This is a genomic window from Paenibacillus sp. SEL3 (assembly GCF_054602585.1).
The window spans coordinates 1,345,979-1,362,785 of record NZ_CM137725.1 but is presented as its reverse complement, the minus strand read 5'-3'; the positions used below and the strand labels follow the sequence as shown (position 1 = coordinate 1,362,785).

Genomic DNA, 16,807 nt, shown 5'->3' with positions numbered 1-16,807 from the left:
GGCGTAAGCATGATACGCAAGCTACTGGGTGAGCCGCCACGTGTGAACAAGGGCATCTTGCTGGATGCCATGAATAGCATGTCAGATATGTTAAACCTGCTGGAGCGGCAAATTCAGGCTGGTGGAGATCCGACCCACGATTTTCGGAAGGCGGATATTTTGACACGTGGTCTAATGTCATCTCTGGATGAACTGGAGCAGAGCCATCATGCTGCCGCCTTTTTCCGTATGAAAGTGAAAGCCGGATATGCTGAAGATATGAGTGAGGATGAAAAATCCGACTATGCATTGTATGTTTTCTTTTATAAGGATGGGTTTGTGAGGGTATTTTCCATTTTGGATAAGCTGGGCAACTGGCTGAATGATCTGTATGATTTAAAAACAGGGCAGTATAAGGCGCATTATTCGTATTTTACCGTGTTGCGGCAACTCAAGTATCTCAAAATGCATCCTGTATTGACCGATAATTTAAATGATATCAAGGATACATACAACGATGCCATCAATCGGCTGCGTAAGCGGCGGAATACGGAGATACACTATATGAATACGGAAATGCAGGATGATCTCTGGCAACGACACCGAGCTTTGTATGGAAAAATCCAATTGGAGGACCTCGATCACCATTTGGAAGATTTGCAGCAGGGCTTGGAAATGGTGTGTCGGTCGTTGTCAATCGCCTTTACTTATACTGCGAAACAATGGGAGAACCGGGCAGTACGCCCAAAAATATGATAGAAAATATCCTTTGACAAAGCAATGTAAACTATCTATACTGAAACCTAGTTTCAGAAAAATGCTTGAATTATGTTTTTTTATATAAACTTAACGGACAGCTAAAGCTGGAGTTTAACATATTTTTCTTATCCAGAGAGGTGGAGGGACTGGCCCGATGAAGCCCGGCAACCCGTTCTTTCCCGGTGTAATACACTGGGAGGGAACATGATGGTGCTAATTCCTACAAAACCGCTAGAGTTATAGCGATTTTGGCAGATGAGAAAAGGATCGCAAGGTGGGGCCCTTTTCATTCTGTGAAAGGGGCTCTTTTTTGTATAAATAAATAGCGATTTTATACAATCCTGAGAGATGACAACTGGTAAAAAGGGTAAGGAAGAAGTGAAGGGGGTCGCAGCACGTTGATAGAGCTTAAGCAGTTAACCAAGCATTATGGCAAAGGCAACCGACGCGTTAATGCGCTGTCTGGGTTGAATCTTTCTATACAGCGTGGAGAAATATTCGGAGTGATTGGTCACTCCGGGGCAGGGAAAAGTACATTGATCCGCTGTATTAATTTATTGGAACGCCCTACTTCAGGTGAAGTATGGGTAGACGGGGTAAACCTCACTACTGTGAGTCAATCCCAGTTACAAATGCAGCGCCGAAAAATCGGAATGATTTTTCAGCATTTTAATTTGTTGTCTTCGGCGACGGTATATGACAATATTGCATTTCCGTTGCGGCTGGTAAACACGCCCAAGCAGAAGTTGGACCAGAAGGTTCGTGAACTGCTGGAATTGGTGGGTCTCGAAGAACACAGTGGAAAATATCCGTCACAGCTCTCAGGTGGACAGAAACAGCGGGTAGGAATTGCACGGGCGCTGGCTAGTGATCCTCATGTATTGCTGTGTGACGAAGCGACTTCGGCGCTTGATCCGCAGACGACGGGGTCTATCCTGAAATTGCTGCTGGATATTAATCAGCGTTTTAATTTAACCATCGTGTTGATTACACATGAAATGCATGTCATTCAAAGCATTTGTGATAAAGTTGGCGTCATTCATCAGGGCGACATCGTGGAGCAAGGTCCGGTGGCGGAAGTATTTTTGAAGCCGCAGCACCAGGTAACCAAGGACTTTATCCAGCGGGAGTCAGAACATCCCGAGGAGTTGCAAGCAGCGATTGCGGCAGCAGGTGAGGGCGAGTCGGCGCAGGTGGTACGTATCTCCTTCTTGGGCAGCAAAACATATGATGCGATTCTGTCGCGTACGGCTCGAAGCACTGGGGTTGATTTTGCGATCTTGCAGGGAACCATATCTACGATTAAAAATGTACCCTATGGTCAGCTAATCGTTCGTTTTGAAGGAAATCATGAGGATATAGAGCATACGCTGCGCGAAGTGTCTGGGCAAGGACTTGATGTGGAGGTGATCGGACAATGAGCGAACTTGATTTTTCACAAGTGAGTTGGGAAGAGCTAGGGAATTCTACTATGGAAACCCTTCAGATGCTCGGTGCATCCGCATTGTTCACCCTCATTATTGGTTTGCCGCTCGGCATATTATTGTTTCTGGCGAGCCGCTCCTCGTTGACTCTGATGAAGGTGATATACATTGTATTATCATTCATCGTTAACATTTTACGTTCCGTGCCATTTATCATTTTGATCGTTGCACTTATTCCTTTTACACGATCGCTGGTAGGTACCTCGACCGGGGTGTTGGGAACCATCCCACCATTGGTTATCGGGGCTGCCCCATTCTTCGCACGTCTTGTCGAAACGTCTCTGCGTGAAGTGGACAAGGGTGTCATTGAAGCCGCACAAGCAATGGGGGCCTCGACAGGACAAATTATCCGGCGTGTGCTGTTACGTGAGGCACTTCCGGGACTGCTAGCCGCATTAACCATTACCGTCGTTACACTCGTATCCTACACGGCAATGTCCGGGATGATCGGGGGCGGTGGACTGGGTACACTGGCTATCAACTACGGCTATTATCGTTATGAAACGGCTGTAATGATCGTTGCGGTCGTGCTGATGGTCGTATTGGTTCAATTGCTGCAAATGGCGGGAGACCGTCTCGTGCGGCATTATACTCGAAAATAGGGAAAACATATAGATATCCTTATTGATCAGGACGTCTGCTCCTGAATATTACAAATTATTGGAGGGGTAATAACATGAAGAAATGGGTATTGGCTGTATTAAGCTTGACATTAATTGCGGTGCTGGCTGCTTGCGGCACAAAGAGCACAACATCGGATACAAATAATGCGGCCGAAAATACAGGCGGATCACCACGTGAAGTGGAGCTGAAAGTTGGAGCTTCTCCTGTGCCGCATGCGGAAATTTTGGAAGCAATCAAACCTCAGTTGGAAAAGGAAGGGGTTCGTCTTCAAGTCGTTCAGTTTAACGACTATGTACAGCCGAACGTTCAATTGTTTGACAAGCAGTTGGATGCTAACTTCTATCAACATGTACCTTACTTGAATGTTATGAACAAAGAGCGCAAAATGAATTTGGTTTCTGTGGGCGCGGTTCACCTGGAGCCTTTCGGCATCTACTCCCAAAAATATAAAAAGCTTGATGAACTCCCAGATGGCGCAACGGTAGCCATTCCGAACGATGCAACAAACGGAGGCCGTGCATTGTTGTTGTTGGAAAAACAAGGTCTGATCAAGCTGAAAGACGCAAGCAACATTGAAGCTACCGTAAAAGATATTACTGAAAATAAGAAAAACCTGAAATTCAAGGAGCTGGAAGCGGCTATGCTGCCACGTCAGTTGCCTGAAGTGGACATTGCGTTGATCAACACGAACTACGCTCTGGAAGCTAAGCTGAACCCGACGAAAGATGCACTGGCACTGGAAGATAAAGATTCTCCATATGCTAACGTTCTGGTAGCTCGTCCTGATAATAAAGATTCTGAAGCGATTCAGAAGCTGCTTAAAGCTTTGCAATCCCCAGAAACTAAAAAATTCATTGAAGATAAATACCAAGGCGCAATTATCCCGGCATTTTAAGTAGGGAACGAGAACACATTGCACGCAAACCCCAGATTCTCTTGAACAAGAGGACTGGGGTTTCTTTTGGATAGAGTTGTAGGGGAAGCTTAAATATTTTATACTTGGGGGTGACCGTTCTCTGTGAACAGGAGGAAAATTGTTGAGAGATAAAGTCGCATTCATAACGGGTAGTGCCAAAGGTTTAGGTAAAACGACCGCTCTGCGTCTGGCGAATGAAGGCTGTAATATTGCGCTGAATTATGTGCATAGCCAAGCAGAAGCCGAAGCGCTTAAGCGGGTGATTGAGTCTAAGGGAGTACGCTGCCTGTCTTTACAAGGGGATATCACTGTTCAGAAAGATATCACGAGGCTGATTGGTGAAGTCCAGGATCGGCTAGGCGGAGTCGATATTATGGTGAACAATGCTGGACCGTTCATCCGGGAACGCCGCCTGTTTGCGGATTACAGTGTAGCTGAGATTCATACCATGATACAAGGGAATCTGGTCGGTACCATGTTGCTGGATCATTTGGTATTGCCTCACATGCGTAGCCAGCAATGGGGACGTATTATTCATTTTGGCTTTGGTCATGCTGGAGAAGCGAGGGCTTGGCCGCATCGCGCCGTCTACGCAGCCGCCAAGGTGGGGCTGGTGTCTTTTACGAAGTCACTGGCTGTGGAGGAGGCTCCTTATGGCATCACGGTCAATATGATCTGTCCAGGGGATATTCGAGGAGCAAATAAGGAAATGTCAATCGCCGATGTCATCGGCATGCAGGATAAAGAGACACCGCGTGGGCGTCCGGGGAGCGGAGAGGACATTGCGCGAGTGATCGCCTATTTGTGTGAGGAGCATTCGGATTTTATAACAGGCAATATTATGGATGTATCGGGAGGATTGGACCCCATTCGGCCAACCATATAAGCTTGAGTGATCTCTCAGACGCTGTAACACAAAAAAGAGTCTTGAGCTTCGTTACCGAAGTCAAGACTCTCATGATCATTATGCATCAAGCATTAAAATACTTGTACCACTTCTTGGACGCCGTCGACTTCTTCGAGAAGAGCGCGTTCAATCCCTGCTTTCAGCGTGATTGTGGAACTTGGGCAACTGCCGCAAGCGCCTACCAGCTTCAGCTTAACGATGCCGTCTTCAACGTCAACCAGCTCAACGTCGCCGCCATCGCGTTGCAGGAACGGACGGAGCTTATCCAGTACATCTGCTACTTCATCATACATTTGAACGCTTTGTGTTTCGCTCATTAGAATTCAACTCCTTTCCTATACCTTTATTATTATATTACAAAGCGGGCCAAATTAAAATGCCCGTCATCCAAAGCAGGTGAAAAAATGTTAAGACCTATTATTGAGTTTTGCACCAGTAATATGCATTGGGGCACTGATGAAATCATGTCCAAGCTGGAACAGAATCCAGATTATGATGTGATTGAATACGGCTGCCTAAGTAATTGCGGTCAGTGTAACGCGGAACCCTATGCGATGGTCAATGGTGAGATTGTATCCGCAGATTCAGCAGAGCTTCTGTACGAAGTGATTATGAACAAAATTAAGGAAGCTGAAGCATGGGATAACCTAGACTTGGATTGAAATATAATGCTCTGTTAGCCCATACACGCAATATACAAAGAAGACCTGCTTTGGGAGCGGGTCTTCTTTGTTTGTTTAGCATGATCAGCCAAAATGGCGTTTGGACTTCCAGAGCACACCGCTTTTAAGCAGGCGTGGTACACGGCCGCGCAATGAAGTGCTGCCCATAAAGCCATAGCCGAACCCGGCCTTCTTGCCAAGTGCGCCTAATGTACCGCGCAGCTTTAAAGGATGCGGGTGAGGCGTTTGACCTTTCCATAGATCACGTACAATATGTGCGATTTGTTCCCCTTGCACCTCTGCTGCCTGAGCGCTTGGAGAGTAGGGAAGGCTCGCACAGTCTCCGACCACATATACCTCTGGATGATCTGGTATTTGGTAGTAATCGTTGAGCACGATACGACCCTGAGGGTCTTTAGGGACAGCTAAATCCTGCACGATTTTTACTGGCTGAATCCCGGCCGTCCATACCACTGCATCCGTTACAATTTGCTCGTCACGGTTATAAATAGCCCCCGGCTCAATACGAGAAACCGCAACATGGTTCAGGGCATTAACCTGATGCTCCTTGAACCAAGCATGTACATAGGCAGACAAACGTTGCGGGAATGCTGACAGCACCCGCTCGCCCCGATCCATAATGGTAATATTCAAATCCGTGCGGCTTTCACGTAACTCCGCTGCAATCTCAACACCGCTAAGACCGCCGCCTACAATATGGACATGTCCATATGGCTTGATTTCGTTCAAGCGCAGATAGGTTTGGCGGGTATGGTTAAACGACTGGATCGTACAGCTGTGTTCTTCAGCCCCCGGTGTATTGTGAAAGCGGTCGGTACAACCCAACGCAATGACAAGCTGATCATAGGGCAAGGGTTCACCGTCTTGAAAATGGACCATTTTATTCTCCAGATCCATCGAGGTGACCTCTCCGTATTTGCGAATAAGACGTTGCTCATCTGGAAAATGCACCCGCAAATCAAAATCAGAAACCGTACCTGCTGCGAGGGCATAGTACTCTGTTTTCAAGCCCTGAAAGGGCATTCGATCCACTAAAATAACTTGAACATCGTCGGGAATGTGTTTATCCAGCAATTCTTTGGCAATGGTAAGGCCGCCATAGCCGCCCCCCAGAATAACGAAATTTTTCATCAAAATCCGCCTTCCTTTCGCTACCGTGTCCCCGGCAAATGGTCTGGTGTCTCGTCGATCTAACACAAGTTTTTGTTGTTATAAAACCCGAGAATCGGGCCTGCCTGTGGCAGACAGACCAGCGTATTCCGGGGCAGCATGATGCTGCATGATGTGAGTAATGGGGATGATATGCTCGCGGGAAATCTGAATCCGATATTACATTTATTCGAAAACTTCAATTTCGTTATAGAAGGTGTCTCGTTCTACAGGTATGCGTCCTGCACCTTTGACCAGCCAGATCAGCTCTTTACGGGTCAATCCGGCAGGGGTCAACGCACCTGCGGCATGGCTGATCTGCTCGCGCACAATCGTGCCATGGACGTCTGATGCGCCAAAGGTGAGAGCGACCTGCGTCAATTGCGGGCCAATATTAATGAAGTAAGCTTTGACATGGTCGATATTGTCCAGCATCAGGCGGCTGATCGCAATGGTTTTGAGATCTTCGTAAGCGGAGTTACGACGCATAATGTTGGCGTTTTTGCTTTTCGGCTGCATGGACAGTGGAATAAATACCATAAATCCGTTCGTTTCGTCCTGCAATTCGCGAATTTGCAGCATATGTTCAATACGATCCTGATACGATTCGACCGAACCGTACAGCATAGTCGTATGAGTTTTCATACCGAGATTGTGGGCCGTGCGATGTACTTCGAGATAGCGGTCCACGTTGGCTTTGGTAACACGCATCTTCTTGCGATATTCGTCGGACAAGATTTCTGCGCCACCACCAGTCAGGGATTGAAGTCCAGCCTTTTGCAGCTCCTCAAGCACTTCTTTAATACTCAAGCCGCTTATGCGTGTGAAAAAGTCAATTTCCGCTGCTGTGTAGGCTTTCAGTGTAACGTGGGGATATTTTTCATTCAGCGCCTTCAATGAGTCTACATAGTATTGGAAAGGCACATGATTATTATGACCACCGACGATATGAAATTCTCTTACCCCCGGATGGATGTGTTGCTCTACATAATCAATCATTTCCTGCCCGGACAACGTATAAGAGCCGTCCTCCCCCTGATCCTTGCGGAAATTGCAGAACGCGCAGCGCGCTTCGCATACATTGGTGAAGTACAGGCTCATGTTTTCGATAAAATAAACCTTTTTTCCGTTCTTGCGTAAATTAGCTTCGTTAGCCAACTGACCCAGTGTGAGGATATCGTCAGTTTCATACAAATATATACCATCTTCGAGGTTCAAACGAATCCCGTTCTGTACCTTTTCTACAATTTCCGCCATTCTGCGGTCTGTAAAAGGTGTAACTAATGTGGACATGCCTATTCCTCCTTCAAGTTGCTCTGTGCGAGGCTGTCCGCCAAATCAGCGGCACAAGCGCTTGATGCGCACAGGATGTCCCGTTCCGTCGGTAAAATCCGGCAGCGCGGATATACGATATGTGAAAAATGTTACAATGCCAGGCTACAATGATGAATATCTCAAAATATCGCCTTTGAAATGACAAATTTCCGACAGTTTCTTTTACACACTCTTCACCTATTATAAACCTCACACCACCGGTGTTCAATACAAACGAATAGAAAAACAGGTCTTGAAGCCTGTAAGGGAAGGACATTCCATGACTTGAGCACCTGCAAATAGTGGAGTATACTGAAGGAGAACATGAAGTAAAAGAGGAGGATGGAGCTATGATTAACATCACCGATTCCGCTGCTGAGCGTTTGAAGGATATGCTGGAGCAGCAGGAAACGCCGAATATGTTTTTACGTCTGGGTGTTACGCCAGGTGGTTGCACCGGATTCTCGTATGCAATGGGCTTTGACGACAACGAGACGGATCAGGATATATATATGAACGTACAGGATATGAAGATTGTAGTGGAAAAGGAAAGCATCCGCTACCTGGACGGTCTGGAAATCGACTTTGAAGAGTCTGGAATGTCAGGCGGCTTCACGATTCATAACCCGAATGCCGTAGCTACATGCGGCTGCGGTTCAAGCTTCCGTACAGCTACAGATGCCGGGAAACCGAACGAAGAGCCTTGTTAAGGTAGTTTAAAAGGGTACAATGAAATGAATTGTCTGCAAACCTGCATGATGGGGTGTTAACAATTCGAAAATGTAAATCAAGACCTCCAGAACGGTATAGTCACGTACTATATTCGTCCTGGAGGTCTTTTTTAATATGTAGAGATTACTTACTTAGGATCATTATCACTACGTGTGGATTGGACAAATTTACTCAGGGCATTAAAAAAGGCAAATGCAACTGTAAAAAGCAAAAGAGCTACGGGTTTAATTTCAATCTTAGAAAAAACACTATATAGAACTAAAAATGCAAAAAAGAGTACTGAGCTATTTACGTTTTGTTTTGTATAAATAGATTTTATAAAATTCATTGTATCACTCTCCAATTTGATTATAAGAATTCAAAACATATAGTATAAGTACCTCATTAACAAAATAGAAGTTAACTTGGTATATATACCATATTGCGAATGTATTTAATGAACGACTTCTTATACATAAATTACAGTATTGCATACAAACATTCAGGACTTATCAAATAAAAAATTCACATTATTTTAATTAGAGTTTTACTTCACTAGAATTTCAGTATAGGAACTTACAATTTAAATTCTGAGGGAGTGAAAGAATATATGAACAATCCAGTTAGTTTAAAAAGGGCTACCATGACATATGGACCTGATGATGATCCTCATATGTATGAATTAATTGAGGGAGTTCTGTATGATCGTAGTTATTTCTTTTATCTTGAACATGGGATATTGTGTCTGCGACATGTACGAAAGGTAGAACAACCGGACCATCCACATCTTTATGTGGATGGGGAAAGTGGGGGCCTCCAACTAGCGAAGAATGTACAGCGTGGGATTATGGAAGTCGTTACAGAACTGATCGAGCGTTTGCGTAGTAAGGATGGATTGACGTTTTTACTGGATGAACTGCTATGGCTACATGGTCGAAGTCATATTGAACTTAACCTCGTAAAAAATAAAGGATGATATATTTCTGTTGGAAACTAGCTGGTTTGTAACCTTCCTCCACGGAGTTGGCACTTAAGAATAAGAACACGAAAGAAAAGAGGCTAGGGACGTATGAGGGAGTGGGTTGAAAAGGCGCGGCTAGGAGATGCAGAAGCGTTTGGGCAGCTGATGCTGCATTTTCGCGGGATGGCCTATGCGGTGTCCTATGACATGCTGAAGGATGTCCATCTCGCGGAAGATGCCGTGCAGGATGCGCTCATAGAAGCTTATCAGAATCTGGAGAAGCTGCAGAACGCGTCCACTTTTCCAGGCTGGTTCAAGACCATTGTCGTAAGACAGTGCCAGCGGATGCTGCGGCGCAAGCATCATTCGATGCTTCCTCTGGATGAGGCTATGCAGATATCGGGAGGAGTACCGGGTGTAGCAGAAATTGCGGAGCGTAGGGAGGAGAGCCAAGTTCTGCAACAATCGGTGAAGGCACTGTCTGCCAAGCTGCGCGTGCCTCTGCTGCTGTTTTATTTTTACGGCTATTCTCTTCAGGAAATTTCCGATTATCTGGGCACTCCGGTCCCGACGCTTAAGAAGCGGCTGCACGATGCTCGTCGAAAGCTGAAAGGTACACTCCCGGTAGCTGATCTCGTTTCTGTGTTCAATCATTTGTATGAGGGAGGGCAAAACATGCTACATATTGTTAACGGTGATGTTGTAGGCGAGATGTTGAAGCAGGGTGTTGTACAGGGTGATGTGCTTGTATGGAGAGAGGTATATCCGGCAGGACCGATATTTTTAAATCCAGCGGGGGCGAAAGAACGGGCATTGCGGGCCAGGGTCCTAGAAGAATCGATGGGTATTCCGACCAGCGAATATATTACGGGTTGTGAGGAACAGGAGCAGAAACTTCGTGAGTTTATTAAGTATGATGAAGTCGTATTGTGGTTTGAGCATGACCTGTTTGATCAGAGCATGCTCGCCTATCTGCTCCACTGGTTCAAAAGACAGAAACTGGGCCGCACGAAGCTGAGCCTGCTCTGCATTGGGGAGTTTCCGGGAATCGAACGCTTTCATGGCTTGGGACAGCTCACTCCGGCACAGCTTCAGACATTATCCGGTACCTGGCGGACTATTGGGCGGCAAGAAATGGAACTCGGAAGCGAGCTTTGGCAGGCGTATGCTTCTCCTGATCCTGTACAAATGGCTAATCTGCTGGAAAACAAGAAGACAGAATTGGCAGCATCCGGCCTGACTTTTGCCTATGAAGCCTTCACAGCGCATCTCAAGCGGTTGCCCTCGGAACGGAATGGTCTTGGCGTTGTGGAACAGACCACGCTTCAGGCTGTTCATCATGGAGTGGATACGTCATTGGAATTGTTTCGTCAGGTAACTGACGTTCTGCATGTGCTTGGCATGGGTGATCTTGAATACTGGAAATTTATTCGTGCTTTGGCGCAAGGCGAACATCCTTTGCTGATGATTGACGGGGATGAGGCTGGCTTGGGTTTTAGACAAATTCCGGATTTTCTGAACCGAAAGGTAATTCTGACAGAGTTGGGTAAAGAGGTACTGAATGGATCAGCGGACCGCATTGCAGTTCAAGGGATCGATGAGTGGTTTGGGGGGCTGCATCTCCATGGACATGAGGTTTCTTGGCGTTGGGATGATATAGCTGGAGGTTTGATCCGACATTGAAGGATAGCTATCATCAGTATATTCTCCTAATGTTAGGAACCGACATGGGCAGATGCGCATATACTTTCTAAAAACTAACATTAGGAGGAATAAACTTGTATCAAGTACCTTCTTACTGGGGAAATTCATACTATATGCGGGCCGATTTTGTACCGATCTGGAACACAGGATTTCCGAAAGCAGTACAAATGATAAAGGAAGCGGTACAAGGGGAGCGTAACGATGAGTTGTTCTACGATGAATTGATCAATTTGGCACCCTCACAAGAGCAGGTGGCTATTATTGAAAGCATCCGTAATGATGAGCGCGGTCACAATAAAATGTTCAGAGAGATGTATCGGGCTTTGACAGGACAGGAAATTGCAGGCATCAGTAGTGAGCAATATGAGAGGGTGCAATCTTATACAGAAGGTCTACAGCGCGCCTTGATGGGAGAGTTGGGTGCGGTGGAACGATATCGCAACATCTGGTTTGGTTTGCCTGCCGGTATCTATAAGGACACGGTGTACGGTATCATTTTGGATGAGCTTAAGCACGCTGCCAAATACAATTATCTGATTACGTTGAATCTCAGGTAACTATTGACCGAAAGTCAATACTACTCCACATCAATTGGATGCTGGATTTTATCCTTATATTCATCCACATAGAGTTGGCCGTTGCTGCCTTTAACGGCATAGAATACGTCCTCTAACTTTTTGTCGCGGGCCTTCAGTTGAGACAGCAGCCATGATTCGGGAATATGATTGGAGTTTAAATTGCCATGCAAAAGCTGTCCGTCGATTACAAGCTCAATTGGGAACTGTGTGGCATTACCTGCATTCAACTGCAGGTCTTTTAATGTCACGGCTTGCAGTTCCTTTTTCTTTTGAACAGATAGTTTTCCGTTAATCTCAAGGAGGGCGTACTGCACTTCTTCTATATTAAAAATTTCTTTCTGGCGAAGTTGTTGGTTTAAAGAATCCAATGTCATATTATTTTTTTTAGGTTATCTTCGAGAATGAACCCTCCTTCTATGAGAACGGTGGGTGCTCCCTCTGTCCACATCTTAAAGTTTCTGAATTTCAAAAAAAACTTGGATAAAACATAAGAAGTAATTGTAAAAACAGACAGGGCTATTAATAGGTGGACAACTTCTATTTTTTGGTTAAATGCAAAATTAGCAGCCATAGCTCCTAATATAACTGCCGTTACGAATTCGTGAAAGTTCATATTGGAAAGGGTTTGCTTCCCCAATATTCTCCCAATTAGCATGAGGATAACGAATGCAGAAAAACTTCTGATCAAAATAACGAGATGATCCATGCAAAACCCTCCTAGTTTGAAAATTGCAGGTATTCAGCATATAGGTTACCCGCTGGGATGGGATAATATACCAATGTAATTAATGCATTATATGTGATGTATAAGCTTATAGGTTAGAAATTTAGCTATTTGGTCGAATGATTTGATTTCTCTGCATATGAATAGACCTCCTTATGTTCATAATCCAATGCTTCTACTGCTTCATATCCGTAAACAGCTCCTGCGCAGTACGCACAAATAACTGTACAGCCAGAGAAGCATTGTGCAGGGATGGTACAGCGATACCGATTTGACGTGTGATCAGAGGTGAAGTCTCCTTGACGGTCAGATCATGGGGGAACGTGGACAAGGCGAGTGAAGAAACAATGCCCATACCCAGTCCTTGTCGAACCATGCTGACCAAGGTGCTGACATTGTGAGTAATGAATTGTGCCTGCAACTGACTTTGTTCCCGTTCAAAACCTTCCATAATGGCGACCTCATGTCCACCTTTACAAAAGATCATATCCTGCTCATTCAAGTCACGGATGGCAATTTTATTGTGCGATTGTAGAGGGTGACCGTCTGGCAGGAGAATAACCATGTCATCCTGACATAATGGGATGATATCTACCTGAGGGTCTGGTAACAGGATGATACCGACTTCGATTTCTCTGGTATGCACCCACTCCTTGACTTCATTCGTGGAGCCTTCATGTAGATCGAAAACAAGGTTCGGATAATGCTGACGAATATGATGAATAATCGGGGGCAGAAAATAGGCTGAGGCAGAAGGAAAGGCACCGATCGTGATCGTGCCCACGTCTAGACCTTTTTCAGCAGCCACCTGCTGCTGTACCTTTTCCATGCTTTGCAGCATCATACGGAATTGCAGCAGTACCTTGTGCCCGATATTTGTCAGCAGCACTCCTTTTTTTCGGTCGCGCAGCAATAGCTGGACACCCAGCTCGTTTTCGATGCTGGCGATGGCATGGCTGACCGCGGGCTGCGTCATATGCAGCTCATGGGCAGTTTGGGTGAAGTTTAGCGTTTCAGCTACACGAACGAAGATCATAATCTGAGTAATGGTCATAAGTGAAAAGTTATCTCCCTTATTGAAAACATTCATTTTATTTATTAGTGACCACAGTATACGCTAGTAAAGCAAAACTTTGCAAACGGCTATTCAGATTTTAGTCGGTAGCAATGAGCGATGAAAAATCTAAGGGAGAGAAGACATCTATGAAAAAATTAACACCTAAAGCTACGTTGTGGCTTGTCTTGATATTAGTGATGGTATGGGGGATCAACTGGCCGTTGACCAAGCTGGCTTTGCCAGATACGCCGCCGATATTTTTTTCAGGAATCCGTACCCTGCTGGGTGGTGTGATTCTGCTATTGTTCGCTATACGTCACCGGGAAACCTTGCGTTTTAGACAGAATGCGTGGACTTATCTTGTGCTGTCCATATTTAATATTGCAGGCTACTATGGCTTGCAGACGGTAGGGCTGCGTTATTTGCCTGCTGGGTTATTTTCCACTTTAGTATTCCTTCAGCCGATCCTGTTGGGATTATTCTCCTGGATGTGGTTAGGGGAGCGCATGTTTCCCCTGAAGGTCATTGGACTGGTACTGGGTTTTGGCGGGGTGATCGTGATTAGCTCTGGTGGAATGGCAGGGCATTTATCGGTACTGGGTATTGTGTTGGGGCTAGCTTCAGGATTGTGCTGGGCGCTCGGAACGATTTATATGAAGAAAAAAAGTCAGCAGCTGGACTCCATTTGGGCGGTGACGATGCAGCTCGTATTGGGAGGGATTATACTCAATGGGATTGGATTTACGACCGAGAAATGGAGCGATATTCACTGGACGACCTCCTTTATCGCAATTCTATTGTTTATTTCGATATTCGTGATTGCGATGGGCTGGATAATTTATTTTAAACTGATCGACAATGGAGATGCAGGAACCGTCGGCTCATATACGTTTATGATTCCGGTGTTGTCCACAGTCTTTAGTATGGTAATGCTCAAGGAATCGCTTACTTTGACGTTTGTTGTGGGGCTGGTGCTGATTGCAGGCAGTGTGTATCTGGTAAATACAGCATCTCCTAGAAAACGAAAGAACCGAAACTCCAGGGCTGATGAAACGAATTCCTGTACAAATGCATAGAAATATGGAATTAGGAAAAATATACTAGATTATCAGAGGAGGGAATAGTAAAATATGACTATATAAGTAGAGAGGAAGTTTGGTATGGGAGAATTAAGCAGTCATGCTCAGTCTGTGGAGCCGCAAGCACATTCTGTTCGTAAGCTCGCAAGTGTAGCAACAGTCATTTCAGGAGTAGCTGTACTAGGATGTATAGCCTTGGCGGTGTGGAATTATAATCTGAATACGAAGGTCAATACTTTAACTAGTGCGAACGCTTCACTAAATAAAACAACACAAGCGTTAACGAAGCAACACAACGATACAGAGGCGCTACTGGGACGAGTTAGATTAACAGCTAACCTGTCAGCTATAACGCATATGTTAGAGCAGACATCTGTCGTTACCGATGATTTTGTATTGGAAAAAGTGACTTTTGATGTAACAGAGGATGGCACGTTGAAGGGTGTGCTACTGAATGTGAACAATCAACCTAATCTTGGTTTTGGCGGTGCTTATCAAGGTTATGGTAAATATAATATGTCCTCAGCTGTATTGACGAAGAAGGCGGAGGAAGTCATAAACATAGCTATGAAAGAGTACGGTACATCTGACAAGCTTCCGGTATGGGATAAGAATACGAGGGTGGAAATGACGGTTCAAAATTATCCGCTTGGGAAGCGGGAAGGCGGCACTTTTAAACTCACCGGTCAGCAATAGGGGGAACCTAATGTATTCCGATGTTGGGTTTTGCAGATGAAGCGGGGGAGTTAAGGAATGGACAGATACACACCTACAGCGAGGGAACGCTGGCAGATGAAACAGAGCGAGCCGCAGCAGCAGGGATGGCTGCTCGCTTTCTTTGGCTGGATTTTTGCAGGTTTGGGGTTCATATTTAGTTTTTTTGTCTTTGGAGGATTGTTGGGTGTCTTAGGTTTGGTTTTTGGAATTTTGACGAAACGAATGGAACAAAGAAACACGCAGGGCATCTTCATTATTGTAATCAGCTCCGTTGCTATTGGCATCGGTCTATTGATTTTTATGATTTTTTTTACGCAAGGTTTTGTAGAGGGTCTGAGAGAAGGGTATAATGAGCATTATTAGGTCAGGGAGGTAACAGCATTGAGCGTCATTATTTCACAGCAAATCTCGGCAACGGGCGTGAAGGAATATACGAAGGTGATGAAAACATTTGATTCTCCGTTTACACCTTTAGTTGGACAGAAGATCAGAGACACGGCATTTGGCGATATGCAATATTACGATGTCGAGGACGTATTTATTGATCTAGCGGAGAATGAATATTGGGTTATTCTACCTGCCGTTTTGCTGCATTCTGATGATATTGAGGATATACGAGACGCTGTGCGTGAGTATCGTTCACATGGTTGGGAATGTACGAAACCTCTGTAAATGCATACCACTTAGGCATCTATACGGAAACGTCTTTCTTTTGCGAGATAGGCGTTTTTTTGTGTATTTGTGTAGGGGATATTCCTAATGATTGGCATGAAAAGAAAGAATTTATGCTGAAAATGCGCAAATTTTATCATTTTTTATCATAAAACGACAAGTTGGGAAATGAAAACGGCCTTAATGTGTTATACTTAGTATATCAAAGGACAAGAGTCTAAAACGACCGGTAAGGCCCTTTCTTTGAAGAGCCTCTGAAAGGTTCAACGTTTATCCAAAATAAATGGTCAAAAGGAAAAGGGGAAATGCTAACGTGAGAGTGAATTTGAAATTTACCAACAAAGGGCAAGTTGCAGTTGAGAAGTTCAACAATGAGGAGCTTATCGAAATCTTTACCCGCTACATTAAAACGTTAAGCAAGAAGTATGATATCTCGGTTACCGTACCGGAGGATCTGAATGAGCAGATCTTGGAAGAGGGTACCGTGAAGGTCGTGTTGGATAAGATTAATTGTGACATGGACGCTTTTTTCAAGGAGCTGAGCCGGGATATCAAGGTGCCGCTGGTCAAAAGATTGGGTACCAAACTGGATAACGTATTTAAGACCGAGGTTGTCGAGCAGGAACAGAACTAAGGATAGGGATCAAGCGAGTCGAATGAAGATTCGCCATATGAAATGATAAAACCTCCCGAATGGGGCGCATGGCTAGGCCATGTGCTCGTTCGGGAGGTTTTATATGTTTAAACTACTCTATTCAGTAGGAAAACATGCAAGGCATGTCTATCCCT

The 16,807-nt window shown here is 45.1% G+C and carries 22 protein-coding genes and 1 riboswitch; of the genes, 15 read left to right on the top strand and 7 right to left on the bottom strand.

Going from position 1 to position 16,807, the window contains the following annotated elements:
• Positions 1–9: 9 nt before the first annotated feature.
• The 5 genes from ACYCS5_RS06470 to ACYCS5_RS06450 all read left to right on the top strand — a co-directional run bounded on the left by ACYCS5_RS06470 (position 10) and on the right by ACYCS5_RS06450 (position 4,648).
• On the top strand, positions 10–735 hold the full coding sequence (locus ACYCS5_RS06470) for a Cthe_2314 family HEPN domain-containing protein (RefSeq protein ID WP_069012609.1): 726 nt from the start codon (positions 10–12) through the stop codon (positions 733–735).
• A 125-nt stretch (positions 736–860) separates the two neighbouring features.
• Positions 861–1,000, top strand: a riboswitch (SAM riboswitch).
• Between the two features lie 136 nt (positions 1,001–1,136).
• Positions 1,137–2,159: a methionine ABC transporter ATP-binding protein gene (locus ACYCS5_RS06465; protein ID WP_340886339.1), complete on the top strand. Its 1,023-nt coding sequence runs from the start codon at positions 1,137–1,139 to the stop codon at positions 2,157–2,159.
• On the top strand, positions 2,156–2,824 hold the full coding sequence (locus ACYCS5_RS06460; protein ID WP_069012611.1) for a methionine ABC transporter permease: 669 nt from the start codon (positions 2,156–2,158) through the stop codon (positions 2,822–2,824). The genes ACYCS5_RS06465 and ACYCS5_RS06460 overlap by 4 nt, the downstream gene beginning before the upstream one ends.
• Before the next feature lie 74 nt (positions 2,825–2,898).
• Positions 2,899–3,741, top strand: a complete 843-nt coding sequence (locus ACYCS5_RS06455; RefSeq protein WP_029518221.1) for a MetQ/NlpA family ABC transporter substrate-binding protein — start codon at positions 2,899–2,901, stop codon at positions 3,739–3,741.
• 142 nt (positions 3,742–3,883) lie between these two features.
• A complete protein-coding gene (locus ACYCS5_RS06450) occupies positions 3,884–4,648 on the top strand; it encodes an SDR family oxidoreductase (RefSeq protein WP_029518222.1) in 765 nt (254 codons plus the stop codon).
• Positions 4,649–4,740: 92 nt separating this feature from the next.
• On the opposite strand, the gene ACYCS5_RS06445 is transcribed toward ACYCS5_RS06450, so the two are convergent.
• Positions 4,741–4,986 carry a NifU family protein gene (locus tag ACYCS5_RS06445; protein WP_013311836.1) on the bottom strand — a complete coding sequence of 82 codons (246 nt, stop codon included), beginning with the start codon at positions 4,984–4,986 and terminating at the stop codon, positions 4,741–4,743.
• 87 nt (positions 4,987–5,073) lie between these two features.
• Here ACYCS5_RS06445 and ACYCS5_RS06440 point away from each other — a divergent pair, with 87 nt between their 5' ends.
• Positions 5,074–5,331 carry a YuzB family protein gene (locus tag ACYCS5_RS06440; RefSeq protein ID WP_023990179.1) on the top strand — a complete coding sequence of 86 codons (258 nt, stop codon included), beginning with the start codon at positions 5,074–5,076 and terminating at the stop codon, positions 5,329–5,331.
• 84 nt (positions 5,332–5,415) lie between these two features.
• Here ACYCS5_RS06440 and ACYCS5_RS06435 read toward each other — a convergent pair whose 3' ends face one another.
• Both ACYCS5_RS06435 and mqnE read right to left on the bottom strand, forming a co-directional pair.
• Positions 5,416–6,483 carry an NAD(P)/FAD-dependent oxidoreductase gene (locus tag ACYCS5_RS06435; protein ID WP_029518224.1) on the bottom strand — a complete coding sequence of 356 codons (1,068 nt, stop codon included), beginning with the start codon at positions 6,481–6,483 and terminating at the stop codon, positions 5,416–5,418.
• Between the two features lie 204 nt (positions 6,484–6,687).
• The gene (gene mqnE, locus ACYCS5_RS06430; RefSeq protein WP_029518225.1) at positions 6,688–7,794 is read right to left on the bottom strand and encodes an aminofutalosine synthase MqnE; all 1,107 of its coding nucleotides are present in this window, start codon (positions 7,792–7,794) and stop codon (positions 6,688–6,690) included.
• 371 nt (positions 7,795–8,165) lie between these two features.
• Here mqnE and ACYCS5_RS06425 point away from each other — a divergent pair, with 371 nt between their 5' ends.
• A complete protein-coding gene (locus ACYCS5_RS06425; RefSeq protein ID WP_013311832.1) occupies positions 8,166–8,525 on the top strand; it encodes a HesB/IscA family protein in 360 nt (119 codons plus the stop codon).
• Between the two features lie 149 nt (positions 8,526–8,674).
• Here ACYCS5_RS06425 and ACYCS5_RS06420 read toward each other — a convergent pair whose 3' ends face one another.
• Complete coding sequence (locus ACYCS5_RS06420; RefSeq protein WP_029518226.1) at positions 8,675–8,875, bottom strand: hypothetical protein; 201 nt, start codon at positions 8,873–8,875, stop codon at positions 8,675–8,677.
• Between the two features lie 261 nt (positions 8,876–9,136).
• On the opposite strand from ACYCS5_RS06420, the gene ACYCS5_RS06415 reads away from it, so the two are divergent.
• The 3 genes from ACYCS5_RS06415 (at position 9,137) to ACYCS5_RS06405 (ending at position 11,748) form a co-directional block, all read left to right on the top strand.
• Complete coding sequence (locus ACYCS5_RS06415; RefSeq protein ID WP_340886337.1) at positions 9,137–9,502, top strand: hypothetical protein; 366 nt, start codon at positions 9,137–9,139, stop codon at positions 9,500–9,502.
• Between the two features lie 93 nt (positions 9,503–9,595).
• On the top strand, positions 9,596–11,170 hold the full coding sequence (locus ACYCS5_RS06410; protein ID WP_459760975.1) for a sigma-70 family RNA polymerase sigma factor: 1,575 nt from the start codon (positions 9,596–9,598) through the stop codon (positions 11,168–11,170).
• Between the two features lie 134 nt (positions 11,171–11,304).
• Positions 11,305–11,748 carry a ferritin-like domain-containing protein gene (locus tag ACYCS5_RS06405; protein ID WP_069012664.1) on the top strand — a complete coding sequence of 148 codons (444 nt, stop codon included), beginning with the start codon at positions 11,305–11,307 and terminating at the stop codon, positions 11,746–11,748.
• 20 nt (positions 11,749–11,768) lie between these two features.
• Here the strand turns inward: ACYCS5_RS06405 and ACYCS5_RS06400 are convergent, their stop codons facing one another.
• The 3 genes from ACYCS5_RS06400 to ACYCS5_RS06390 form a co-directional block, all read right to left on the bottom strand.
• Positions 11,769–12,143 carry a DUF421 domain-containing protein gene (locus ACYCS5_RS06400; RefSeq protein WP_459760974.1) on the bottom strand — a complete coding sequence of 125 codons (375 nt, stop codon included), beginning with the start codon at positions 12,141–12,143 and terminating at the stop codon, positions 11,769–11,771.
• Positions 12,140–12,475, bottom strand: coding sequence for a DUF421 domain-containing protein (locus ACYCS5_RS06395; RefSeq protein WP_459760973.1), 336 nt, complete (start codon positions 12,473–12,475; stop codon positions 12,140–12,142). The genes ACYCS5_RS06400 and ACYCS5_RS06395 overlap by 4 nt, the downstream gene beginning before the upstream one ends.
• Positions 12,476–12,668: 193 nt before the next feature.
• The gene (locus ACYCS5_RS06390; RefSeq protein ID WP_029518230.1) at positions 12,669–13,547 is read right to left on the bottom strand and encodes a LysR family transcriptional regulator; all 879 of its coding nucleotides are present in this window, start codon (positions 13,545–13,547) and stop codon (positions 12,669–12,671) included.
• A gap of 149 nt (positions 13,548–13,696) precedes the next feature.
• Here ACYCS5_RS06390 and ACYCS5_RS06385 point away from each other — a divergent pair, with 149 nt between their 5' ends.
• From ACYCS5_RS06385 to ACYCS5_RS06365, 5 genes are all read left to right on the top strand, one after another.
• Positions 13,697–14,626, top strand: a complete 930-nt coding sequence (locus ACYCS5_RS06385) for a DMT family transporter (RefSeq protein ID WP_069012614.1) — start codon at positions 13,697–13,699, stop codon at positions 14,624–14,626.
• Positions 14,627–14,710: 84 nt separating this feature from the next.
• Positions 14,711–15,325 (top strand): hypothetical protein, encoded by a 615-nt coding sequence (locus ACYCS5_RS06380; protein ID WP_459760972.1) that lies wholly within the window; start codon positions 14,711–14,713, stop codon positions 15,323–15,325.
• 57 nt (positions 15,326–15,382) lie between these two features.
• Positions 15,383–15,709: a hypothetical protein gene (locus ACYCS5_RS06375; RefSeq protein WP_039272696.1), complete on the top strand. Its 327-nt coding sequence runs from the start codon at positions 15,383–15,385 to the stop codon at positions 15,707–15,709.
• Between the two features lie 18 nt (positions 15,710–15,727).
• Positions 15,728–16,018, top strand: a complete 291-nt coding sequence (locus ACYCS5_RS06370) for a hypothetical protein (protein ID WP_029518233.1) — start codon at positions 15,728–15,730, stop codon at positions 16,016–16,018.
• A gap of 313 nt (positions 16,019–16,331) precedes the next feature.
• The gene (locus tag ACYCS5_RS06365) at positions 16,332–16,652 is read left to right on the top strand and encodes a hypothetical protein (RefSeq protein WP_023990165.1); all 321 of its coding nucleotides are present in this window, start codon (positions 16,332–16,334) and stop codon (positions 16,650–16,652) included.
• Positions 16,653–16,807: the final 155 nt, after the last annotated feature.